The sequence below is a fragment of the Frateuria soli genome (genome assembly GCF_021117385.1).
GTDB lineage: Bacteria > Pseudomonadota > Gammaproteobacteria > Xanthomonadales > Rhodanobacteraceae > Frateuria_A > Frateuria_A soli.
On sequence record NZ_CP088252.1, the window covers coordinates 1352741 to 1376468 of the forward strand.

General features: G+C 67.0%; 20 protein-coding genes and 2 tRNA genes. 14 read left to right on the forward strand and 8 right to left on the reverse strand.

Annotation, left to right across the window (positions count from 1 at the left end; all coding sequences use genetic code 11):
- The first annotated feature begins 164 nt into the window (after positions 1 to 164).
- The 5 genes from lon to LQ771_RS06285 all read left to right on the forward strand — a co-directional run bounded on the left by lon (position 165) and on the right by LQ771_RS06285 (position 5445).
- A complete protein-coding gene (gene lon / locus LQ771_RS06265) occupies positions 165 to 2672 on the forward strand; it encodes an endopeptidase La (protein ID WP_231351496.1) in 2508 nt (835 codons plus the stop codon).
- Between the two features lie 331 nt (positions 2673 to 3003).
- The gene (locus LQ771_RS06270; protein ID WP_209623098.1) at positions 3004 to 3276 is read left to right on the forward strand and encodes an HU family DNA-binding protein; all 273 of its coding nucleotides are present in this window, start codon (positions 3004 to 3006) and stop codon (positions 3274 to 3276) included.
- Positions 3277 to 3297: 21 nt separating this feature from the next.
- Positions 3298 to 3372, forward strand: a tRNA-Val gene (locus LQ771_RS06275).
- 7 nt (positions 3373 to 3379) lie between these two features.
- Positions 3380 to 3456 (forward strand) — tRNA-Asp (locus LQ771_RS06280).
- An 81-nt stretch (positions 3457 to 3537) separates the two neighbouring features.
- Positions 3538 to 5445, forward strand: a complete 1908-nt coding sequence (locus LQ771_RS06285) for a SurA N-terminal domain-containing protein (RefSeq protein WP_231351497.1) — start codon at positions 3538 to 3540, stop codon at positions 5443 to 5445.
- A gap of 177 nt (positions 5446 to 5622) precedes the next feature.
- Here the strand turns inward: LQ771_RS06285 and LQ771_RS06290 are convergent, their stop codons facing one another.
- Positions 5623 to 6405, reverse strand: a complete 783-nt coding sequence (locus LQ771_RS06290) for an enoyl-ACP reductase FabI (protein WP_231351498.1) — start codon at positions 6403 to 6405, stop codon at positions 5623 to 5625.
- Positions 6406 to 6604: 199 nt separating this feature from the next.
- On the opposite strand from LQ771_RS06290, the gene LQ771_RS06295 reads away from it, so the two are divergent.
- From LQ771_RS06295 to LQ771_RS06310, 4 genes are all read left to right on the forward strand, one after another.
- Entirely contained in the window at positions 6605 to 7321 is a 717-nt protein-coding gene (locus LQ771_RS06295; RefSeq protein ID WP_231351499.1) for a hypothetical protein, read from the forward strand.
- Between the two features lie 194 nt (positions 7322 to 7515).
- Entirely contained in the window at positions 7516 to 7686 is a 171-nt protein-coding gene (locus tag LQ771_RS06300) for a hypothetical protein (RefSeq protein ID WP_231351500.1), read from the forward strand.
- Positions 7683 to 8030 (forward strand): carboxymuconolactone decarboxylase family protein, encoded by a 348-nt coding sequence (locus LQ771_RS06305; protein WP_231351501.1) that lies wholly within the window; start codon positions 7683 to 7685, stop codon positions 8028 to 8030. The genes LQ771_RS06300 and LQ771_RS06305 overlap by 4 nt, the downstream gene beginning before the upstream one ends.
- A complete protein-coding gene (locus tag LQ771_RS06310; protein WP_231351502.1) occupies positions 8027 to 8986 on the forward strand; it encodes a PLP-dependent cysteine synthase family protein in 960 nt (319 codons plus the stop codon). Before LQ771_RS06305 ends, LQ771_RS06310 begins: the two co-directional genes overlap by 4 nt.
- A 67-nt stretch (positions 8987 to 9053) precedes the next feature.
- Here LQ771_RS06310 and LQ771_RS06315 read toward each other — a convergent pair whose 3' ends face one another.
- Positions 9054 to 11363 carry a nitric-oxide reductase large subunit gene (locus LQ771_RS06315; RefSeq protein ID WP_231351503.1) on the reverse strand — a complete coding sequence of 770 codons (2310 nt, stop codon included), beginning with the start codon at positions 11361 to 11363 and terminating at the stop codon, positions 9054 to 9056.
- 292 nt (positions 11364 to 11655) lie between these two features.
- Between LQ771_RS06315 and LQ771_RS06320 the strand changes: the two genes are divergently transcribed.
- A complete protein-coding gene (locus LQ771_RS06320; RefSeq protein WP_231351504.1) occupies positions 11656 to 12360 on the forward strand; it encodes a glutathione S-transferase N-terminal domain-containing protein in 705 nt (234 codons plus the stop codon).
- Here the strand turns inward: LQ771_RS06320 and LQ771_RS06325 are convergent.
- From LQ771_RS06325 to LQ771_RS06335, 3 genes are all read right to left on the reverse strand, one after another.
- Entirely contained in the window at positions 12357 to 13142 is a 786-nt protein-coding gene (locus LQ771_RS06325; RefSeq protein WP_231351505.1) for an alpha/beta hydrolase, read from the reverse strand. The genes LQ771_RS06320 and LQ771_RS06325 overlap by 4 nt on opposite strands.
- A 173-nt stretch (positions 13143 to 13315) precedes the next feature.
- Entirely contained in the window at positions 13316 to 13975 is a 660-nt protein-coding gene (locus LQ771_RS06330) for a DsbA family oxidoreductase (protein WP_231351506.1), read from the reverse strand.
- Positions 13976 to 14121: 146 nt separating this feature from the next.
- Positions 14122 to 16371, reverse strand: coding sequence for a penicillin acylase family protein (locus tag LQ771_RS06335; RefSeq protein WP_425491325.1), 2250 nt, complete (start codon positions 16369 to 16371; stop codon positions 14122 to 14124).
- Positions 16372 to 16584: 213 nt separating this feature from the next.
- Here LQ771_RS06335 and LQ771_RS06340 point away from each other — a divergent pair, with 213 nt between their 5' ends.
- From LQ771_RS06340 to LQ771_RS06355, 4 genes are all read left to right on the forward strand, one after another.
- Complete coding sequence (locus LQ771_RS06340) at positions 16585 to 17349, forward strand: N-acetylmuramoyl-L-alanine amidase (RefSeq protein ID WP_231351507.1); 765 nt, start codon at positions 16585 to 16587, stop codon at positions 17347 to 17349.
- Positions 17350 to 17454: 105 nt separating this feature from the next.
- Entirely contained in the window at positions 17455 to 17877 is a 423-nt protein-coding gene (locus tag LQ771_RS06345; RefSeq protein WP_231351508.1) for a VOC family protein, read from the forward strand.
- Positions 17878 to 18543: 666 nt separating this feature from the next.
- Entirely contained in the window at positions 18544 to 19320 is a 777-nt protein-coding gene (locus tag LQ771_RS06350) for an iron-containing redox enzyme family protein (RefSeq protein ID WP_231351509.1), read from the forward strand.
- A 78-nt stretch (positions 19321 to 19398) separates the two neighbouring features.
- A complete protein-coding gene (locus LQ771_RS06355; protein ID WP_338030351.1) occupies positions 19399 to 22131 on the forward strand; it encodes a putative bifunctional diguanylate cyclase/phosphodiesterase in 2733 nt (910 codons plus the stop codon).
- 91 nt (positions 22132 to 22222) lie between these two features.
- On the opposite strand, the gene msrA is transcribed toward LQ771_RS06355, so the two are convergent.
- From msrA to LQ771_RS06370, 3 genes are all read right to left on the reverse strand, one after another.
- Positions 22223 to 22924, reverse strand: a complete 702-nt coding sequence (msrA, locus tag LQ771_RS06360; RefSeq protein ID WP_231351511.1) for a peptide-methionine (S)-S-oxide reductase MsrA — start codon at positions 22922 to 22924, stop codon at positions 22223 to 22225.
- Between the two features lie 104 nt (positions 22925 to 23028).
- Positions 23029 to 23241 carry an RNA-binding S4 domain-containing protein gene (locus tag LQ771_RS06365; RefSeq protein WP_231351512.1) on the reverse strand — a complete coding sequence of 71 codons (213 nt, stop codon included), beginning with the start codon at positions 23239 to 23241 and terminating at the stop codon, positions 23029 to 23031.
- Between the two features lie 100 nt (positions 23242 to 23341).
- Entirely contained in the window at positions 23342 to 23728 is a 387-nt protein-coding gene (locus LQ771_RS06370) for a PRC-barrel domain-containing protein (RefSeq protein ID WP_231351513.1), read from the reverse strand.

The following is a 23728-nucleotide window of genomic DNA, read 5'->3' on the forward strand; positions in this document are numbered from 1 at the left end:
AGGGCGAGCCTTGCGTAGCCTTGGCGTGGAAACTGCAAGCCACCGTGGGCAGCCATCGGAACGGTCGTGTGTGACTTGACGGCGGCGCAGGTCGACTCCACTTGACCTGCTGGAGGCCTCGGCGCAGTGTCGAGGTAAACCTTACAAACCTCGGGGATTATTCGATGGCAAAACACGCCTCCGTTACCGCTACCGGCGCCACGCTCGACGCACTTCCCGTGCTGCCGCTGCGCGACGTGGTGGTCTACCCCCACATGGTCATTCCGCTTTTCGTCGGACGCGACAAGTCGATGCGCGCGCTCGAGCACGCGATGGAAGGGGAGCGGCAGATCCTGCTGGTGGCGCAAAAGAGCCCCGATATCGACGACCCCACGTCCGACGACCTGCATGAGATCGGCACCCTCGCCGGCGTGCTGCAGTTGCTCAAGCTGCCCGATGGCACCGTCAAGGTGCTGGTCGAGGGCCAGGCGCGCGTGTCGGTCGAGGAATACCGCAGCGAGACCGGCATGCTGATGGCCCGTTCGCGCGTGATCGAACCGGTCTACAGCGCCAAGGAGCGCGAGCTGGACGTGATCTCGCGCACGCTGGTCTCGCTGTTCGAGCAATTGGTCAAGCAGAGCCGCAAGCTTCCGCCCGAGGTGCTCGCGACGCTGTCGGGTATCGACGATCCCTCGCGCCTGGCCGATTCGATCGCCGCGCACCTGACCGTCCGCATGGCCGAGAAGCAGAAAGTGCTCGAAACGGCCGACGTCGGGCAGCGCCTGGAGCTGCTGATCGGGCTGGTCGATGGCGAGATGGACCTGCAGCAGGTGGAGAAACGCATTCGCGGCCGGGTCAAGTCGCAGATGGAGAAGAGCCAGCGCGAGTACTACCTCAACGAGCAGATGAAGGCGATCCAGAAGGAACTGGGCGAGGGCGAGGAGGGCGTCAACGAGATCGAGGACCTGCAAAGGAAGATCGAGGACGCCGGCATGCCCAAGCCGGTGCTGGCCAAGGCAAAGCAGGAGCTTTCCAAGCTCAAGCAGATGTCGCCGATGTCGGCCGAAGCGACGGTGGTGCGCAATTATCTCGACTGGCTCATCGGCGTGCCCTGGAAGAAGAAGACCAAGGTCCGCAAGGACCTGGCCGTGGCCCAGGAAGTGCTCGATGCCGATCACTTCGGGCTGGAGAAGGTCAAGGACCGCATCCTCGAATACCTTGCCGTGCAGCAGCGCGTGAACACCATGAAGGGGCCGATCCTGTGCCTGGTCGGTCCGCCGGGCGTGGGCAAGACCTCGCTTGGCCAGTCGATCGCCAAGGCGACCAACCGCAAGTTCATCCGCATGAGCCTGGGCGGTGTGCGCGACGAGGCCGAAATTCGTGGTCACCGGCGCACCTACATCGGTTCGATGCCCGGACGGATCGTGCAGAACCTCAACAAGGTAGGCACCCGCAATCCGTTGTTCGTGCTCGACGAGATCGACAAGATGTCGATGGATTTCCGCGGCGACCCCTCCTCGGCGCTGCTCGAGGTGCTCGACCCCGAACAGAACCACGCTTTCAACGATCACTACCTGGAGGTCGACCTGGATCTCTCCGAGGTAATGTGGATCGCCACGGCCAACTCGCTCAACATCCCGGGACCACTGCTGGATCGCATGGAAGTCATTCGCGTTCCCGGCTATACCGAGGATGAGAAGCTCGCGATCGCCCAGCGCTACCTGTTGCCCAAGCAGCTCAAGGCCAACGGCCTGAAGCTGGAAGAGCTCAGCATCGATCCCGAGGCCGTGCGCGACATCGTGCGCTACTACACGCGCGAATCGGGCGTGCGCAACCTCGAGCGCGAGATCGCGAAGATCGGCCGCAAGGTCGTGAAGGAGCTCACGCTGGGCCAGGTCAAGCAGGCCAAGGCCAAACCGGCCGCGAAGGCTGCATCCACGACGAAGAAGAAAAAGCAGGGCGTCACCCAGGTCACCGTCACGCCGGAGAACATCGAGCATTACCTTGGCGTGCGGCGCTTCGACTTTGGTCGCGCCGAACAGGAAAACGAGGTCGGTCTGGTTACCGGCCTGGCCTGGACCTCGGTCGGCGGCGACCTGCTCAGCATCGAAGCCTCGGTGGTCCAGGGCAAGGGCCGGCTGGTGCATACCGGCCAGCTCGGTGACGTCATGAAGGAATCGATCCAGGCGGCGATGTCGGTGGTACGCGCACGCGCGGACCAGTTGGGCATCGACCCGGATTTCTACCAGAACCTGGACGTCCACATCCACGTACCCGAAGGCGCCACCCCGAAGGACGGTCCGAGCGCGGGCATCGCCATGTGCACGGCGCTGGTCTCGGTATTGACCAAGGTGCCGGTGCGTTCGGAGGTGGCGATGACTGGCGAGATCACCCTGCGCGGTCGCGTGCTGCCGATCGGCGGTCTCAAGGAAAAGCTGCTTGCGGCGCATCGCGGCGGTATCACCACGGTGATCATCCCGGAGGAAAACAAGAAGGATCTCGCCGACATCCCGGCGAACGTCACCTCCTCGCTGGACATCCACGCGGTGCGCTGGATCGACGAGGTGCTCGACATTGCGCTGGAGCATCCGCTGCGTCCGGCCAAGCCGGCAGTCGAAAGCGCCGGCGAGGAGCACGCCCCGGTCGAGCCGGCGGCGGAGGAATCGGCTGAGAATCGTACTCGCGCACACTGATCCTGAAGGCTTTTTCCCCAAGGCCGTCCGCTCACGGACGGCTTTTTTTGCGTTCACGAAGAACCTCGCGCATGGCTTCGCGCGATAGCCGTTCCAGCGACGGTTTGCAAGTGGTCGCGGCTGGCATCGACCCCCTCGGAAACGTTGGTATTGCTTGTATTGCGGACCGCCGCGACGCACTGGTATAAAGGCGGCACCGCAGTCAAAGCGCCGTGCATTTGGCGTGGCGATGCGGGGTTGCGGGGGGATACCGGACATGCCATTTCATGGGCGGTGTTTTCTCGTCCCAGACCGATCACGCGGGCAGCAAACCGTTTAAGGGAGTGTCTCAATGAATAAAACCGATCTGATCAATGCCGTCGCCGAAAAGGCCGAGCTGACCAAGGCCGACGCCGGCCGTGCCCTCGAAGCGTTCTTCGAGACGGTGCAGAAGGCGCTGAAGAAGGGCGACGATGTGTCGGTCGTCGGCTTCGGCACGTTCACCGTGCGCAAGCGCGCCGCTCGCACCGGTCGCAACCCGCGCACCAACGAGACGATCAAGATCAAGGCTTCCAAGGTGCCGGCGTTCAAGGCTGGCAAGACGCTCAAGGATGCCCTAAACTGAGCGGCTAGCTCGCTCGGTTTCGGGTGCTTAGCTCAGCGGTAGAGCGTCGCCCTTACAAGGCGAGGGTCGTAGGTTCGATCCCTACAGCACCCACCAGAATCGCGGAGTGGTAGTTCAGTCGGTTAGAATGCTGGCCTGTCACGCCGGAGGTCGCGGGTTCGAGTCCCGTCCACTCCGCCAGTAGTTCCAAGGGCGCCCGCGTGGCGCCCTTGTCATTTATGCTTTGCCTCTTGCAAGGCTTCGAATCGCGGGAATCCACACATGCTGCAGTCGTTGAGAGACAAGATGCACGGCTGGCCGTCCATCGTCGTGCTGGGCGTGGCGGTGTTCGCCATGTCCTTCTTCGGCATCGAGGGCTACTTCACTGCCCAGACCGAGACCTTCGTGGCAAAGGTCGGCAAGCAGGAGATCAGCCAGCAGGATTTCCAGAACCGCATGAACGAGTTGCGCCAGCAGGCCGGCGCGCAGATGGGCGACCAGTTCGATCCGAGCGTGTACGAGCAGCCGGAGATGAAGGAGCGTGTGCTGGAGGCCATGGTCGACCAGCAGTTGCTGCTCAAGGCCAACGACGACCTGGGGCTGCGCGTCTCCGATGCCGCGGTACGCGACACCATCGCTTCGATCCGGGCCTTCCAGGTCAACGGCCGGTTCGACGCGGCGACCTACAAGGCCGTACTCGCTGCCCAGCGCAAGACGCCGGCGATGTTCGAGAACGAAGTGCGCTCGTCGCTGGCGATCAGCCTGATCCCCGACGCGCTCATGGCCAGCACCATCATCACCGAGGACGAGGTGGAGCGGTTCCTCAACCTTCGCCTGCAGCGGCGCGACCTGCGCTACGCGGTACTGCCGCGCCCGGCGTTGACCGACAGCAAGGTGACCGACGAGCAGGTCCAGGCCTACTACAAGCAGCACCAGGCCGAATTCATGAAGCCCGAGCAGGTGGCCATCCGCTACATCGAGGTGAATGCGGCCGACCTCAAGGCGGATAACCCGCCGACCGAGGAAGACTTGCGCAAGCGCTACGAAGACGAGAAGCAGCGCTTCGTGCAACCGGAGCAGCGGTTGGTCTCGCATATCCTGGTGGATGTCCCCAAGAACGCCACTCCGGAACAGCAGAAGGCCGCGCTTGCCAAGGCGCAGAAGATCGCCGCCGAGGCCACGCCGGAGAATTTCGCCAAACTGGCGCAGCAGAACTCGGCCGATCTAGGCTCCAGGCGCCAGGGCGGCGACCTCGGCTGGCTGGAGCAGGGCGTCACGACCAAGGCCTTCGACGACGCGATGTTCGCGCTGCAGAAGGGGCAGATCTCCAAGCCGGTGCTTTCGGACGAGGGCTACCACGTGATCTGGCTGCGCGATGTCCGCAGCGGACAGGCCAAGCCGTTCGAGGAAGTGCGCGGTCAGCTCGAGCAGGAGGCTGTCGCCGCCGAGCGCGAGCGCAAGTACAACGACGTCGCCGGGAAGCTGGCCGACAAGACCTATCAGAACCCGAGCTCGCTGGAGCCTGCCGCGCAGGCGCTGGATCTGCCGGTCAAGAGCACGGGCCTGTTCACCCGCGAGGGCGACAAGAGCGGCATCGCCGCCGATCCGAAGGTCGCCAAGGCAGCGTTCTCCGACGACGTGCTGGTGCAGGGCAACAACTCCAGCCTGATCGACCTGGGCAACGACCATTCCGTGGTGATCCACGTCGACAAGCATGTTCCCGCGGCGGTGAAGCCGCTGGCCGACGTGCGTGACGCCATCGAGAAGGACATCCTCGACGAACGCATCGCCGCGGCGGCCAAGCAGCGTGCCGATGGCCTGCTGGCGCGCCTGCAGAAGGGTGAGTCGATGGATACCGTGGCCGCCTCGGTCGGCGCTGCCGTGCAAAGCGTGCCGGAGGCATTGCGCGTGCAGCAGGGATTGCCCGAGCAGCTGCGCGACGAGGCGTTCCTGCTTCCGCATCCGAAGGACGGCAAGCCGCAGTTCGCCACCGTTGCCCTGCCCGAGGGCGCCTACGCGCTGCTGGCGGTGGACAAGGTGCAGGACGGCGATCTGTCCAAGGTGACGCCCGAGCAGCGCAAGATGCTGCGCCAGAGCATGCTGGCCGCGTATGGCAACGTCGCCACCGAAGGCTTTATCGGCGCGCTGAAGGCGAACACCGAGATCAAGATCGCCAAGGAACGCATGTAAGGCTTCGCGTTCGGGTAAGCCAGAGAGGCGGCCTCCGGGTCGCCTCTCTTGTTTTGGGGGCTCCCGCCAGCCGCCTGTCGTTGCCTTTCCCGGTGTCCGCAGGAATCACCGGGGTGCCGCTGGCGAAAAAAAAAGCGGCCACAAAGGCCGCTTCCTTTTCCTGCGATGTCGCCAGGCTCAGATGCCGGTCATGCCCAGGATGTTGTAGCCAGCGTCCACGTAGGTGATTTCGCCGGTCATGCCCGAGGCCAGGTCCGAGCACAGGAACGCGCCCACGTTGCCGACCTCGTCGATGGTCACGCTGCGGCGCAGCGGGGCGTTCTCGTCCACGTGGTCGAGCATCTTGCGGAAATTGGAGATACCCGCTGCGGCCAGGGTCTTGATGGGGCCGGCCGAGATCGCGTTGACGCGGGTACCTTCCGGGCCGAGGTTGAAGGCCAGGTAGCGCACGTTCGCTTCCAGGCTGGCCTTGGCCAGGCCCATCACGTTGTAGTTGTTGAGCGCGCGCTCGGCACCCAGATAGGTCAGGGTGAGGATGGCGCCGCCGCGGCCGGCCATCATCGGGCGCGCTGCCTTGGCCAGCGCGGCCAGGCTGTAGCTTGAGATGTCGTGCGCGATGGTGAAGTTCTCGCGCGTGAGGTTGTCCAGGAACTGACCCTGCAGCGCCTCGCGCGGCGCGAAGCCGACCGAGTGCACCAGGATGTCGAAACCGTCCCAGTGCTTGCCCAGCTCCGCGTACATCTGGTCGATCTGGGCGTCCTGCGCCACGTCGCAGGGCAGCACGATATTCGAGCCGAACGCATTGGCCGCCTCGTCGACGCGGTCCTTCAGCCGCTCATTCTGATAGGTGAAGGCCAGTTGCGCGCCTTCACGATGCATCGCGTTGGCAATGCCCCAGGCGATCGAGCGCTGGCTGGCGATGCCGACGATCAGGGCACGCTTGCCGTGCAGGAATCCCATGCGTCCTCCAAGAAGTTGATGGCGCGCCAGATGGCGCAGCCGGGTGATTTTAGCAGCGCCGCGGCTCCGTGCGCCCGGTCGCCAGTACATAGCCTGACCGGGCGCGACCGTTGCCCGATCGCCGCTACATGACGTAGACCGGTGGCGGGATAGGGTGGCCTCTATGCCTACCGTCCAGCACGCCCGGCCGGGCCAACCCATGAGCGCGATCGTGCTACGGCCCTGGTCCGCCATCGCGATGGTTGTCGCCGCGCCGCTGGTGCTGGCGATCCTCGAGATATTCCACCCGCACCCGCATGACCTGTTCGACCTGGACGTGCAGCGCTGGATGCTGGTGCATTACGCGCAGATTCCATTGTTTCCCCTCGCCGCGCTCTCTGTGGCCATGCTGGTACGCGATCGCAGCGACTGGGCCGCCTGGCTGTGCAAGGCGGGCATGTTCGTATTTGCCGTGGCGTTCACCTCCTTCGACACCGCCGCGGGGCTGGTGATCGGCCTGCTGGTGAAAGGTGCGCAGGCTTCCGGTGATCCGGAAGCGTGGCGGGACATGATCGATGCCTTGTGGTTCGACCCCGTGCTCGGCGGCAGGGGGTTCACCGATGCACCGCTGATGGGCCTGATCGGTCGCCTGTCGCTGTCGTTCGGCGCGGTGGCGGGCGCGATCTCGCTCAAGCGGGCGGGCCACGGGTGGACACCGGTGCTGCTGTTGGCGATCGCAAGTTTCGGGATCAACGTCTTCAAGTCCCACTCCTGGCCCGGCGGACCGCTGACCTTCGGCGGCATGGCGCTGGCGGCCGGCTGGATCCGTTGGGAGAGCCTGCGCCGGCAGACGCGCGCGGTGGCATCGATGCGGGAGGAAGCCGCCGTCCCGGTGGACGCGGTCGCCGGGGCGAGGACTCGCATCGGCGCACGCTGATTGCGAACCGCCTGAACTCCGGGCTTGTAGCCGGCGCGACCAGCGATCGCGCGTAGCAGGCACTGACCTGCATCAATGCAAGACCCTGGCATGGGGCGCATCGTGGAACCGTCGGAGCACTGCCGCCAGCGGGTCGTCCCGGGCCCAAACGACCATCGTGGATGGCGTGGCGCACCGCCCCGTGAGGAGGTCCCGTGAACAAGCCACTTTTTCGCTCGCCGCCGCCCGACAACGCAGACATGCGCCGGGCGGCCGAGCACAGGATCGACGACGAACTGGCACAGAGTTTTCCCGCCAGCGACCCACCCAGCTGGACGCTTGGCGCTGCAGAACCGGGCGAGCCCGTCCAGGGAGATCACACATGACGCAGCCGCTTTACCCCGAGTCCACCGCCGCGCTCGCGCGCAAGCGCCGGGAACTTGCCCCGGAGCCGTTGCAGGCCTTCAAGGCGTTCAGCGCCGCGGTCTTCGCGGAGGGAGCGCTGGCGGCACAGACCAAGCAGCTGATCGCGGTGGCCGTGGCGCACGTCACCCAATGCCCGTACTGCATCAAGGGCCACACCACCGAGGCGCTCAGGCGGGGTGCCACCGGGGAGCAGATCATGGAGGCCATCTGGGTGGCTGCCGAGATGCGTGCCGGCGGGGCCTATGCCCATTCCGCGCTGGCGCTGGACGTCATGCAGCAGCACTCGCACCCGGACGCCCCATGAGCACCATGACCACGCGATACCAGGGCGTTTCGTCCAGCATCCTCGACGCCGTGGGCGACACGCCCTTGCTCGAGGTCGAGGGGATCTTCGCCAAACTCGAGTTCCTCAATCCCTCCGGCTCGATCAAGGCGCGCATCGCCAAGTACATGATCGAGCGGGCGGAGGAGGAAGGCCTGCTGAGACCCGGCGACACCATTGTCGAGGCGACCAGCGGCAACACCGGCAACGCGCTGTCGATGGTTGCCGCGATCAAGGGCTACCGCATGCTGGTGGTGATGCCCGAGGGACTGTCCAGCGAGCGCGTCGCGATCTCGCGCGCCTACGGCGCCGACGTGCTGTTCTGCGGAAACTTCCACGTCGACCAGGCGCTGGAGCGCGCACGGGAACTGGGCCGGCAGCCCGGATTCTTCTTCCCCGGCCAGTTCGAGTCCGAGTGGAACGTGGAGGAGAACCGCCTGATCCTCGGCCCGGAGATCCTCGCCCAGTTGCCATCCGGGCGATTGCCCGACGCACTGGTGCTGGGCGTGGGCACCGGCGGCACGCTGGTGGGCGTCGGCCAGGCGTTCCGCGAGGCCAACCCGCAGGTGCGCCTGTTCGCGATGGAGCCGAGCGAGTCGCGCACCATCCTGTGCGGGGAGATCGCCTCGCACACCATCGAGGGCATCTCCGACGGCTTCGTACCCGGCATCTTCCAGCGCAATGCGGGGCTGGTGAACGAGGTGCTCAGCGTATCCAGCGAGGATGCGGTGGATGCCATGCGTCACCTGGCACGTCGCCATGGCCTGCTGTGCGGCCCGAGTTCGGGCGCGCACCTGCTCGCGGCCAAGCGCGTGCGCGAGCGCTTTCCGGAACTGAAGACGGTGGTGACCGCATTCTGCGACGAGGGCGAAAAGTACCTGCACGAGTACTTCATGCCCGGGCAGGAAGCGGCATCCACGCCACCGCAGTTCGCCTGAGCAGTTCCCGTGCGCGGGGCCGCCAGTCCTGCGACAGGCAGGCATGGCGGTCGCGCACGGGTGCACCCTAGCGGGAGGGCGTGACGCCGGTCCCGGCCGGTTGCCCGCGCATCAGTTGCCAGCCCTTGATTCCCGCGATCAGCAGCGGCACCGCGCCGAAAACGATGAACACCAGATCGCCAGGCAGCCGCAGCCATTCCAGCGTGCGGGCAGCGGCGCTGGCGGTGAACTCCAGGCCACGCGCATGCCAGTAGCCGTGCTGGACTACGTCCCAGACCTGCAGGATGCCGCCGGGGAACAGGCTCAGCGCCAGCATCAGCACCAGGCCGATGTTGCTGCCGAAGAAGCACGTGCGCACGTACTTCTCCACCTGCGCCCAGCGCGCGTCGTCCAGCACCTGGCGCAGCACGAACACCATCAGCGCGATCGCCAGCATGCCGAACACGCCCATCAGCGCCGCGTGGCCGTGGTTGGGCGTGAGGATGGTCCCGACCTCGTAGTAGCTGACGATCGGCAGGTTGATCAGGAAGCCGAACACGCCGGCGCCGACGAAGTTCCAGAAGCCCACGGCCATCAGGAAGTAGAAGGTCCACTTGTGCGGAATGTTGATGGCGTGGCCGCATTCCTCGCACTCGGCGCGGGTGGCGCGCACGAAGGCCCAGGCGTCCAGCGTGAGCAGGGTCAGCGGCACTACTTCCAGCACCGAGAACATGCCGGCCAGGGCCAGGTTGACCTGGGTCTGGCCGCTGAAGTACCAGTGGTGGCCGGTGCCCACCAGGCCGCCGAGGAAGTACAGGATCGCATCCAGATAGATCACCCGCAGCGCCGTGTTACGCCGGGTCAGTCCGAGCTGGAAGAAGGTCAGCGCCACCACGGTGGTGGCGAACAGCTCGAAGAAGCCCTCCACCCACAGGTGGATGATCCAGAAGCGCCAGGTGTCCACGATCGTGTAGTTGGTGTGCGCTCCAAAGAACAGCGCGGGGATGTAGAACGCCGGGATGGCCAGCGCCGCCACCATGAACATGGCCGCCAGCGGCTTGGCCTGCGGGCTGACGTTGCGTGGGCGCGCCAGTGTCCACAGCAGGCCGAACCACACGAACAGGCCCATGATCATCAGCACCTGCCAGACCCTGCCGAGTTCCAGGAACTCCCAGCCCTGGTTGCCCAGCCAGAACCACAGGTCGCCCAGCAGGTTCGACATGCCCAGCCATTCGCCCAGCAGGCTGCCGAAGATCACCACGGCGAACGCGCCGAAGATCAGGTTCACCCAAAGCTTGAACGAGGGCGGCTCGTCGGCACGCAGCGTGCGCCCCAGGAACAGCGCGGCAGCCACGTAGGCGGTGGCGATCCAGAAGATCGCCGTCTGCAGGTGCCAGGTGCGCAGCAGGTTGCTCGGCAGGATCGAGTCGAGCGGGAAGCCGTAGAAGTCGCCCGGCTGCGCGCGCGAATGCGCGATCGCGCCACCGACCAGTGTCTGCAGCAGGAACAGCAGCGCCACCACCACGAAATACTTCACCAGCGCGCGCTGGCCCGGGCTCGCCGCGCCCGGCAACACTTGCGGGTGGACGTGCCGCTCGCTGACCCACCCCAGGTGCTCGAAGCGGCCGAAGATCAGCAGCACCGTGGCGATGCCGCCCAGCAGCACCACCAGGCTGAGTGCGCTCCACAGGATCGACCCCGATGTTGGCACGTTGCCCACGCTGGGGTCATAGGGGAAGTTGTTGGTGTACGAATAAGTCTTGCCCGGTCGCGTGGCGACCGACACCCACGCGGCCCAGCTGACGAAGGCAGCGAACTGGTGCAGTTCCACCGGATCGGTGATCAGATCGGGCTTGAGGCCGCCATTGCGGGCCGAGGCCGTGAAGTAATCCGCCCAGTAGCCGACCTGGCGATGATAGGCGGCCGCCTCGGGCGCCGTCAGGCGGAGCGTGCCGGTGGCGGCGTCGTAGCGGTTGGTCTTCATCACCACCGCCGTTTGCGCCTGCAGCGCCGCCTTCTCCATGTCGTTGAGTTGCTCGGGCGGGCGGCCGTACTGTCGCAGCGCGATGTCGCGCGCGGTGTCCTGGCCCATCCAGTGCAGCGCCAGGGCGGAGTAGTCCGGGCCGAGGTAGGCGCCGTGGCCCCAGATACTGCCGTTGTTCATCAGCCCGTAGCGCAGGAATATCGCCTGGCCGTCGCGGACGTCCTGGCCGGTGAACACCGTGTTTCCCTGGGGATCGACCACCCGGTCGGGAATCGGCGGTGCGTTCCTGTAGGCCAGCGCGGTGATCATCAGCAGCAGCGCGAAACCCACCACCATCACGATGCCCAGGATGCGCAACCACCAGGGCGAGACCGGGCCCTCGTCGCCCAGCAACGGTTCGGAAACGGTATTCATCGCGTACCCCCGGGACGTATTACATCGCGTACAGACGGCTGCTTCCACCGTGCCGGGCGCGCGACCCCCGTCGCGCGCCCGACATGACCATTCCGGGTGGGATGCATACCCCGTGTGAAGCCACCGGCACGACGTTGTCCGCGCCGGTTGCGGGAAAGGACGGGCGCAATGGAGTCCGCCGCCCGAGGATCCTCCGACAGGTACACGCCGTCCAGGCGAAGGCGCATGCCTGGCCGTTGCACTCGACGCAGGCGCCCCCATGTTGCCGGGTTGGCCCCAAGGAGGAACCACCGTGCCCGATCTGTCCGCCTTTCCGATCACTGCACGTTGGCCGGCACGGCATCCGGACCGCATCCAGCTCTATTCGCTCAACACGCCCAACGGCGTGAAGGTGTCGATCATGCTGGAGGAGACCGGGCTGGCCTACGAGCCGCACCTGGTCGACATCATGCAGGAGGAGAGCCGGACGCCGGAGTTCCTCTCGCTCAATCCCAACGGCAAGGTCCCGGCGATCATCGATCCCGATGGTCCCGGCGGCGAGCCGATCGGCTTGTTCGAGTCGGGCGCGATCCTGCTCTACCTGGCCGAGAAGACCGGCATGTTCCTGTCGACTGATCCGGCCTTGCGCTGGGAAACCATCCAATGGTTGTTCTTCCAGATGGCGTCGATCGGGCCGATGTTCGGCCAGGTGGGCTTTTTCCACAAGTTCGCCGGTCGCGAGTACGAGGACAAGCGCCCGCTCAAGCGCTACGTGGACGAATCGCGACGCCTGCTCGGCGTGCTGGAGGCGCGACTGGACGAGCGGCCGTGGCTGATGGGCGAGGACTACAGCATCGTCGACATCGCCACGCTGGGCTGGGTGAACAACCTGATCGACTTCTACGGGGCGCGTGACCTGGTCCACTTCGACGAATTGTCGAACGTCCCGGCCTGGCTCGAGCGCGGGCTGGCGCGCCCGGCGGTGGCGCGCGGGCTGCTGATACCCAGCCGGGGCTAGTTGCCCGCGGGCTGTTTCGATTCGGTCGCTCGCGCCGGTTCGAGCCGGGCATGCTGCAGCAGCGTGCGCGCGGCCGGCTGCCACAGCTTCCAGTTATGGTGCCCCGGCAGCTCGAATGCGTGGCCTGATGGCAGCTGTGTGGCCAGCAGGGCCACCCGGTCGCGAAAGCGCTCCTTGTCGCCGTAGGCGACCCATGTCGACGCCGTGCGCCCGGGATCGTTCGACCAGCGCTGGATGTAGCGCCACAGCTCGCGCTGGTAGTTCGCCTCGCTGAGGGGCTGCACGGGCCCGGGTTGCCAGTGATCCAGTCCACCGGAAGCCTGGATTTCGCGGTAGATGGCCTTGTCGCCCAGGTAGGGCGAGATCAGCAGCATGCCGTCGATCTCGCCCGGGTAGGCCCGGTCGTACAGCAGCGCGCCCATGCCCCCCAGCGAGATGCCCGCCAGCCAGACCTGGTCGTAGTGCCGCGCGCGGGCCGCGGCCAGTACCTCATCGTGCAGGCGCTCGGCTGCGCGGCCTTCGCGGTAGAAGGGCATGGTGAGGCCGGTCAGGACCACATCGGCGTCCGGCCAGTACTCATGGATCGTCTGCACGATGCCGCGCCTGCCCAGCGACTGCAGGTCGTCGCCCCGCCCGGGCAGCATCACGACCAGCCGGTGCGGCGGTTGCGTGGCGGGCACCCACCGGGTGGGGATCGGACGGGTGATGTCACCGCCGGCGGTGCAGGCGGCCAACAACAGGGCGACCAGGGGACTGAACAGTGCGGACGGATGCAGGCGCATGGCAGGGATCCGGCAGGCGACGAGACGCCAGCGTGCGCCGGCGGAGATGAAGGGCGCGCCGCGCAGCGGGCGGAACGGTCCTTTCGGGAGCCTTATACGCAAAAAGAAATGCCCTGGATCCTGGTCTCGCCACGACGCGGCCGCCCACCAGGCCGACGTCCATCGGCTTGCAGTCAGTGGTTCGCCGACGCGGCGATCTCGCGCAAGGCCTGTTCGAACACCTCTGGCGGCTGCCCGCCGGGAATCAGGTGCATCCCGTTGACGATGGTCGCCGGCACCGAACGGATGCCGCGTTGCTGGAACAACCGCTCCTGCGAGCGCACTTCGCCGGCGTAAGCACCGGTTTCGAGCACACGCCGCGCCTCGTCGCCGTCCAGCCCCGCCTCGCCGGCCAGGCGCGCCAGCACCGCGTGCGAAGCCACGTCCTCGCCGTCGGTGAAATAGGCGCGCAGCAGTGCCTTCTTCAGCGCCAGGTGGCGGCCCTCGAGCTCCGCCCAATGCAACAGGCGGTGCGCGTCAAAAGTGTTGTAGACGCGGCTGCCCACGCGCATGTTGAACGCGAAGCCCACCGACGCCGCCCGCTCGCGGATCACCGCGCGGTTGGCTTCCACCTGGCCGATGTCGATGCCGTACTTGCGCATCAGGTGCTCGGTAGCGTCCTCGCCTTCGGCCGGAAGCTGCGGGTTGAGCTCGAATGGCTGCAGGTGGATGTCCGCCTGCACGGTGCCTTCGAGGCGCTGGAGGGCCCGCTCCAGCGACGCGAGGCCGACGGCACACCAGGGGCAGGACACGTCCGAGACGAAGTCGATGCGAAGCGGAATGGGCGAGGTCATGGCGATTCCAGCGTCTGTACCGGCTTCAGATGGAGCCCGCCGGTCACGATCTCAACGGCAGGATCGGTAGGAGCGCACCCTGTGCGCGACCGCCGGGCAAGGCCTGGCGTACCGCCGCGCACTGGTGCGTGCCTGCGGTCGTGTTGTCAGAGCACGTGCCTGCCCTCGCCCGGGTGATACACCTGTTCGGTATGGCCCTTCAGCTGCTCGGGCCAGTAGTACACCTCGCGCAGGTTGCCGGTGGTGTAGCGCTCGGCCTCGTCGTTGAAGTGCGGCGACTGCGGATGCCCGCTCTCGCCGCCGGCGGTGATCGCCCGCGCGCTCACCTTCGGCCCGAACTCCACCACCGCAACGAAGCTGTTGCCGCTGGTGCCGTAGTAGCGCTTCGTACCTGGCCAGCGGTGCGCGCCGAAGGAGGCCAGCGAACCCCAGCGCGAGGAGGTGAAGGGCACCGGGATGCTCGGCTTGCTGTCGTCGAAGGGCTGCACCAGGTCGCCGTTGATGCGCTGGAAGCGGTTGATCTCGCCCCAGGACACGCCCCAGTGGCCGAAGTCCTTCTCCAGCCGGTCGACCGCCTCCACCAAGGCGGCCAGGCGCGCCTTCGAGCCGGCCTTCTCGGCCATCGCGTCGTAGATCGACAGGCCTTCGGCGGTGTCGGCCTTGCTCACTTCGTCCCACAGCGTGTCGCCCCAGAACACCGCCAGCGACGTCGGCATCGAGGCGATACCCCAGCGATAGTCCCAGTGGCGCAACAGGGCGATCGGACCGGCGAGCTTCTTCTTCAGCGGATCGCTGGCCGGCAGCGCGTCGTAGTCGGCGACCAGGATGGGGATCTGCCGCGCGAAGGCGGGCAGGTAGGAATCGAACGCGGCGGTGATCAGCGAGGCGCGGGTGAAGCCGTCCTTCCCGGTGAGCACGCGAATGGCGTGCAGGCCGCGCGGGTTCTCGCCGAAGGTGTCCATGTAGCGCGGGAAGTCGGCCTTCTTCGGGCTGTCCTTGCCGGCGGCGGAGTAGGGCCAGTTGTTGGTGTTGTAGACCCAGCCGTTGGCAGGATCGACCACGTGCGGTGCCTGGTCCAGCGGCGTGAGGCCCTGCCAGTCGGTGGCGGGGTCGGAGCCGTCCACCGGCCTGGTGTAGTCGAAGCGGTCGTCGCGCCTGGGGATGAACTGCGGGTGCAGGTAGGCGATCTCGCCCTTGTCGTCGGCGAAAAGCGTGTTGTTGGACGAGTTGGCCTTGAGTTCGGCGACCTGCATGTAGCTGGCGTAGTCGTGCGCCTTGGTGCGCAGCCAGCTCTGCTCCAGCGCGGGGATCGGCCGGTTCATCAGCGCCATGGCGATCCACCTGCCGCCGGCTTCGCGCACGATCGGGCCGTGGTGGGTGAAGTATGCGGTGAACGTGCGTTTGGCCATCGAGCCGTCCTTCGCGCGGTAGGACAGGGTGATCTCCCGCGTGGTGACGGGTCGCAGGTCCTTGCCATAGCGGTAGTACGGCTTGCCATCCTTGCGCACGATGGTTTCGGCGAACTCGTCCACCACGTCCGCGCCCGTGGAGGTGTGCATCCAGCCGATGTGGTGGTTGAACCCCTGGTAGACGAAGAACTGGCCCCAGGTCACCGCCCCGTACGCGTCCAGGCCCGCGTCGGAGGTCATCTGCAACTCTGAGCGGAAGAAGAACGAGGTGTGCGGGTTGATCAGCAGCAGCGCGTGGCCGTCGGCGGTGAGCCTTGGGGCGATCGCGATGCCGTTCGAACCGGTCGGCTCGACCCAGCTCGGGTGCGCCTGGGCCATCGCCACCGGCACCGGCGCGTCGTGCGGCTTGCCGTAGAAGGCCTGCAGCTGCTTGAGCGAGACGCGTTCGATGTCGCCACCGATGCTGCCCTCGGTGAAGCTCAGCGCCATCCACGGCTCGTAGTGGGTGATCACCCGCGGGTGCACGTCTGGATGAGTGGCCATGTAATAGTTGAGGCCGTCGGCCCACGCGTTCATCAGCTGCTTCAGCCAGTCGGGGCTGCGCGCGTAGAGCTTCTTCAACTCCACCGGGTCGATGAAGAGCTGCTGGCGCAGGTCGGACCAGAGCGCCTGCTCGCCCTCGGCCTCGGCCAGCCGGCCCAGCGCATTGAGGTAGTTGGTCTCGACGCGGTTGAAGTCGTCCTCCGCCTGCGCGTAGACCATGCCGAACACCGCGTCCGCATCCCTCCTGCCGTGTACGTGGGCGATGCCCCAGTCGTCGCGGGTGATGGTCACGGCCTGGGCTTCCTGCTTCCAGCGCGCCTGCTCGCCGGCGTCCGCCTGGGCGGCCGTGACCAGGCCGAACGCAAGCAGGGTGGCCAACGGCAGGGTACGCCGTGCGTGGCGGAGCATCGGTCGGACCGGCATGGACGAAGTGGTGGCGGGCATCTGAGGCTCCCTTGCGTGGCAGGGCCGAGGGACCGCGAGCAACCGGGTCCGCCGGGCGTCGCCGGCAACCATAGCAGCCAGTGCCGTCACGCGGACCGGAGGGGGACGGCTGTCAGGGATAGGTCACCTCCGCCCTTGACGCGGCACAAGCCGCTGCGGCAGCTTCGGGCGATGCCCTCCCATATGGCCACTGCCGTGTCCCGTGTCCGCTCCATGTGCGCGCCCCTGTTTCGCGCCAGCCGCATCCTGCCCCTGGCCGTGCTCCTGGCCGCATGCGGTCCCGTGCGCAACCCGATGGCGCACTGGGTGCCATCGCCAAACTACGACGAGCGCCGTCCGGTGGCGATCGTCATCCATTTCACCGATCAGCACTCGGTGCAGGAGAGCCTGCACACCCTGCGCACCGCCAACAGCGGCGGGCCGGTGAGCGCGCATTACCTGATCGGCAGCGGCGGGGACATCTACCAGCTGGTCGCCGACGGCAAGCGTGCCTGGCAGGCCGGTCCCGGGCGCTGGGGCACGATCACCGACCTCAACTCGGCCTCGATCGGCATCGAGCTGGACAACAATGGCCACTCGCCGTTCGCGCCCGCGCAGATCGACAGCCTGCTGCGGCTGCTGGCCGACCTCACCACGCGCCTGCGCATCCCGCCGACGCAGATCATCGGCCACGAGGACCTCGCGCCCGGTCGCAAGGACGATCCCGGTCCGCTGTTTCCCTGGCAACGCCTGGCCGAAGCCGGCTACGGGCTGTGGCCGCAAGGCCCGCTGGTCGATCCGCCGCCGGGCTTCGATCCCTGGATGGCGCTGGCGCTGGTCGGCTATCCGCTGGACGACCGTGCGGCCGCGGTGCGCTCCTTCCATCACCATTTCCGCGGCATGGACGGCGACACGCTGGACGCGCAGGACCTGCGCGTGCTGTACGCGCTGGCCTGCCAGCTCACCGGGACGCCGGAAGTTGTGCCGGGATCGCGGTAGCGGTCCTCCTTCCCTGGAGGCGAGGACTCACGGCGGGTGTCGAAATCCGCTTCGCCCGCGCGTCGGAGGAGTGCAAGCCCACTCCTTCCCGACGAGGAAGCACCCATGCACGTGCAGCCCTACCTGTTTTTCGATGGCCGTTGCGAAGAGGCGATCGCGTTCTACCGCGACGCGCTCGGCGCGAAGGTAGTCACCTTGATGCGTTACTCCGACGCACCGCCGGGCGATGCCGGCTGCCCGGGTGGCCAGCCGCCGCCGGCAGACAAGGTCATGCACGCCGCGCTGCAGATCGGCCAGACCCTGATCATGGCGTCGGACGGCTTCGCCGCCGGTCGGCCCGAGTTCAAGGGCGTGTCCCTTTCCATCACGGCCGACGACGACGCGCAGGCGCGCAAGCTGTTCGACGCGCTGGCCATGGGCGGCCAGGTGCAGCAACCGTTGGCTCCGAGCTTCTTTTCCTCCAGCTTCGGCATGGTGGCCGACCGCTTCGGCGTGTCCTGGATGGTGGTCGCCGGCACGCACGGCTGATCGTCACGGCCGCGCGCCGGTCCGTGCCGCAGCGCCTTGCCACGAGGTCTATGCGAACCCGCGCCGCTGGACAGGGGCAGTGGCACGGCGTGGGTCGACTGTCCCGTGGGCAGCGGAATCCCCGCGCTCGGCTCCTGCGCGTGCGTGACATGGTGACCGTGCAGAGTTGCTTCGGTGGCGGCATCAGGCGCTTGGCACGGCATGGACGCGTTCGAGCCGTGCAACCCGAGGTGCATCACGTCCGCCGCAACAGCGGCCACGCTTACCGGCGCCCGGGCTCGGTCCCCGGACCTGCCGGATGCCCGGCATCGACCGGATCGCGAGACTGACAGGGCCGAGCAGGAAGCCGGTCGCCAGCACGAGCGTGCCGTAGAGCATCACCGAGCGGGCGGCCACTGACGGCTGCCAGGCTGCTGCTCCTCGGGCCACTTATCCCCCCGGGCACGTCGCCTATACGCAAGCGCGGGCGTATAGGCGCGAACATGGGACCTTCGCAACGCGCCTTCTTGCGTGTGAACGGCCCGAGGGCGTGTGCGCATTCCCCATCCGTGAGACAGCCGAGCGGAAACATGGCTTTTCCTGGCGCACTGCGAGCCAGGGGAACCGGGCCCCCTTGCCGGGTCCCGAATCGAATGCCGCGCAGCAAACCCCGAGAGGAGCAACGCAATGACTCACCGTTTCGAACGGACCGGCCCGCTGGCCGACATTTCCAGCTATCCGCAGTGGGCGCAGGATATGGTCGGCGCCTGCGAGGAGGCCAAACAGAGCGTGATCCGCCACGAGTTGTGGGACCGGATGCGCGAGCTGAGGCTCGGCAGACAGGGTACCCGCGACTTCATGGCCGGCATCTGGCCGTTGATCGAGCGCTTTCCCGCCTACATGGCGCGCAACCTGCTCAAGACCCAGTACGGTCGCAGTCCCGGCGACAACATGGCCCGACGCTGGCTGGTGCGCAACATCCGCGTCGAGCAGAACCATGCCGAGCACTGGCTGAATTGGGCCGAGGGCGCCGGCGTGCCGCGCTGGGAGGTCCTGTACGGCGAGCGGGCCCAGGGCACCCAGGTGCTGGCCGACTGGTGCGAGGAGGTCAGCCAGCACGACAGCCTGGCGGCCGGCCTCGTGGCCACCAACTATGCGGTCGAGGGAGCCACCGGCGAGTGGTCGCAGCTGATCTACGACAGCACCAGTTATGCTCGGAGCATGCCGGCGGACAAGCGCGTGCAGAGCCTGCGCTGGCTGCAGTTGCACGCCGCCTACGACGACACGCACCCTTGGGAAGCACTGGACATCGTGTGTACCCTCAAGGGAACCTGCCCGGCGGCCGATGAAGTGGACCATCTCACCGAGTGCGTCAAACGCAGCTACACCGGTATGCGGATCCTGGCCGACCGCTGCATTGCGCAGCCGCTCGATTACGGAACCGTGAACGAGGCGGCGGCCTGATGGCGCACGACAGGTGAACAATCCCCCGTAGAATTGCGCGGGTCAGCCACTGGATTAGGGGACCGAATGCCTGTTGCCGTGCCTCGCTTGCCCTCGCTGCCCCGGCGTCTGTTGCCGTTGGCGTGGGGGCTTGCGGCCGTCATCGGGCTGATCCTCGCCTTCACCTGGGGTACGTTGAAGGTCCAGGTCGCTCTCGCCGGTTTCCTGAACGGCGAGAGCATCTGGTCCAAGGCGCAGAAGCAGGCCGTGATGGATCTGCGCGATTATGCCGCCAGCGGCGACGCGGCCGACCTGGCCGCCTATCGCCGCAACTACGAGATCCTGCGCATCGACCGATGGACGCGCGACACCGTGTTGTCCGGCAACTACGACCGCGACGCGGTCGCCCATGCGCTGCTGCAGGTCAACACCATGCAATCGGCGGTACCGGGCGTGATCTTCATGCTCGACCATTTCGCCTCGGGCCCCTACATGAAGGAGGCCCTTGCGGCCTGGCGGTCGGTCGACCGGCAGGTTGACCAGATGGACGCGATCGCCCACGAGCTGGAGGCCGCTCACGCGCGGGGCGCAATGGACCGCACCAGCGTTGCTCGCCAGCAGGCCCGCATCCGTGCCTTGAACGACTTCATCGAACCGCGCGCCAAGGTCTTCTCGCAGGAAGTGGCGCAAGGCGCCGTCTGGATGGGCCGTGTGCTGTATTCGGCCATCTTCGGTGCTACCTGCCTGGCGACGCTGCTGTGGCTGTGGATGGCGCGACGTGTGCTGGTGGGCATGCGCCGCACCGAAGAGCGTTACCGGCTGTTGTTCGATCGCGCGGCCGACGCCATCGTGATGGTCGACGAGCGCGGCGGCGCCATCCTGGACGCCAACCACAAGGCGACCGAATGGACCGGGCGCGGCCGTCACGAACTGGTCGGCACGCCCTTCGCCGAGCTGTTCGAGCGCGGCCAGCCGCGGGGGGAAGGCATCACCCAGGGCATGTTGCACGGCGGCGAGGGTCCGGCCCGTCCGGTGGAAACGCAGAGCAGCCTGGTCCACTGGGGCGAGCGCGCGGTCCGCCAGGCGATCGTGCGCGACATCTCCGAACGGATCAGCCTGGAACAGGAGCGGCGCATCGCCGCCGAAGCACTGGCGAGCATCGCCGAGGGCGTGATCCTGGCCGATGCGGATCGCCGGGTGCTTTCGGTCAACGCCGCGCACGTGGCGATCACCGGCCTGTCGCTGCAGGACGTGCAGGGGCGTCGTTTCGACGAAACCCGGCGGCTGCCCGACGGTTCCCCGTTGCCGCCTTCGATCTGGCAGGCCCTGGAAGCCGGCGGCAACTGGCTGGGCGAGGTTCACAGCCAGCGCGCCGATGGCAGCGTCTTTCCCGAACTGCTCAGCATCAGCGTGATCCGCGACGTCGAAGACCGCGTACAGCACTACGTGGCGGTGTTCACGAACATCAGCACCACCAAGGCGAACCAGCGCAGGCTGGAGTACCTGGCCACGCATGATCCGCTGACCGGTCTTGCCAATCGCGCCGAGTTCGAGCGCCAGTGTTCGCTGGCCATCGGCACCGCCGACCGCGAGCACGGCGCGGTGGCCGTGCTGTTCATCGACCTGGACGCCTTCAAGGTGGTCAACGACAGCTACAGCCACGCCATCGGCGATCGCCTGCTGGTGCACGTGGCCGAGCGGATCAGCCGCGACCTGGGCGAGCACGACGTGGCCGGGCGCATCGGTGGGGACGAGTTCACCGTGCTGATCGGCAGGCTGGTCTCGCGCGAGCAGGCCAGTACGCTGGCCCAGCGCCTGCTGGGCATACTCGCCGAACCGATGAAGGTGGGCGAGTACGAGGTGGCCCTGAGCGCCAGCATCGGCATCGCCGGTTATCCGCTCGACGGCGGCGATCCGGTCACGCTGATCGCCAATGCCGACGCCGCCATGTACGCGGCCAAGACGCAGGAACGCAACACCTACCGGTTCTACTCGCCGATGATGCAGGCCGATGCGCGCAAGCGTCTCGCGCTGGCGGCGGAACTGCGCCAGGCGCTCGCGCGCGGCGAGTTCCGGCTGGTCTATCAGCCGAGCGTGGACCTGCGCAATGGCAAGGTGGTGGCGGTCGAGGCGCTGCTGCGCTGGCGCCATCCGGCGCGTGGCGAGGTATCGCCTGCCGAGTTCATCCCGATGGCCGAGAAACTGGGCCTGATCCGCCACGTCGACGAATGGGTATTGCAGGCCGTCGCCCGGCAGATGCGCCAGTGGGACGAAGAGGGCCTGCCGCCGATCCGCGTGGCGGTGAATATTTCCGCCGGTTCCTACGGCGCCCCGCATTTCGTCGAGGACGTGCGCCGCTGGCTGGTGGCCGAGCAGGTCGTGCCGCAGCGCCTGCTGCTGGAAATCACCGAAGGCGCGATCCTGCGCCTGGGCGACGAGATGGAGCGGACCATGAACGCCCTGCATGCGCTGGGCGTGGGCGTGGCGATCGACGACTTCGGCACCGGCTACTCCTCGATGGCCTATCTCAAGTTGCCGGCGATTGCGTTCCTCAAGATCGACAAGAGTTTTGTCGACGGCCTGCCGGGCAGCTCGCACGACGCGGCCATCGTCGAGGCGATGCTGGCGTTGTCCAAGCGGCTAGGCCTGTGCGCCATTGCTGAAGGCATCGAGACCGAGGCGCAGCATGAGTTCCTGCTGCGCGCCGGTTGCACCGAAGGCCAGGGCTACCTGTACGCGCGGGCACTGGAAGTGCAGGAGATCGAGCGCATGCTGCGCCCCGGCCAGCGCCCGGGTTCGGCCAGGCTGCGGCTGGTGCCCCCGGTCCGCTGATCCATCGCGCCTGCGTGGCGAGGGTTTCAGCCCGCCGGATCTGGTGATGAACGGTGGGAAGCCCGTCCTGCGGGGTATCGCCTGGTTCCGGTCAGTGCAGGCGCACCTGCACCCTCTGTTCCCGCGGGCGGTAGAGCGCCGGCAGCCACTGCTTCAGGTGGGCCACCTTGGGCGCGTCGTTGTAGACGATGTAGGCGTTGTCCGGATGCAGGGCCGCGAAGTTCTGGTGGTAGCCCTCGGCCGGATAGAAGCCCTTCAGTGGCACGACCTGGGTGGCGATCGGTGCGGTGAATGCGTGCGCGGCGGTGAGCTGGGCGATGTAGGCCTGGGCGACCCGCTGCTGCTGCGGCGTGGCGTAGAACACCGCCGAACGGTACTGGCTGCCGACGTCCGGCCCCTGGCGATTGCGCTGGGTGGGATCGTGGGCGACCGCGAAGAACACCTTCAGCAACTGGCCATAGCTGACCTTGGCCGGGTCGTAGACCACCTTGACCGACTCGGCGTGCCCGGTGTCGCCGTCGCTGACCTGGGCGTAAGTGGCCGTGTCGGCCGCGCCGCCGGCGTAGCCGGACCAGGCCTCGCGCACGCCGCGGACGTGGTCGAACACCGCTTCGACGCCCCAGAAACAGCCGCCGGCGAACACCGCGACCTGTTCGCCGGGGCGAGTTGGCGCGGGGTCGAGTCGCGGATCGGGCAGATGGGCCACGCCGTCGGCGCTCGCCGCTCCGGACGCGCCGCAGCCGGCCAGCAGGGCGGCTGCCAGTGGGATCAGGGAAAACCATCGGGTGGACATGCGGATACCTCCGAGCGACGTCGCTGGGAGCTTTACGGATGCATGCCCGGATGGGATGCAGCCATGCTCGCAAGGGATTCGCCGGCCGCGTTCGCCCGGTTACGTCAGAACACGTGGATTTCCACGTCGCCCAGGCTCACGGTCTGGCCCGCGTGGATCTTGCAGGTCTTGCGCAGCTCCGCCTGTCCATCGACATGGACCTCGCCGCCGGCGACCAGCACCTTGCCGGCGCCGCCGCTGTCGCACAGCCCGACGAGCTTGAGCAACTGATTGAGCTCGACGTAATCGCGATCGAGCTGGAAGGTGAGCGTCTGCATGGCTGGCGTGCGGCTGGGTGGCGGGCAGGCAGTGTATCGGGAGCGCACGCGACGGGGGCGCCGCGATGCGACGCCCCCGGGTGAAGCAGGCACAAGGGCCTTAGTGGTAGTAGTTGCTGATGCGGTTGGTGAACGTCGAATCGGCAAAATCGGGCCAGTTGTCCTGGTCGAATCCCGGGGCATCCTTCAGGCGGTCCTTGGAAACGTCCAGCACCAGGCAGTGGTTCTCGGTATCCAGCCGCATCGCGTCCCATGGCACCGCGAACAGCTTGTCGCCCATGCCGAGCCAGCCGCCGAAGGACAGCACGGCGTACTGGATGGTGCCGCTGGCGGTGTCGATCATCAGGTCCTTGATCTCGCCCAGATCCTCTCCCGCGGCGTTGCGCACGTTCTCGCCGCTGAGCGTGCTCGAGGCCAGCACCGGGCCGGTGCCCATGCCTGCGCGGTTGGGGTTGCCTGCGTTGTAGCCGGTCGATTGGATGGTCAT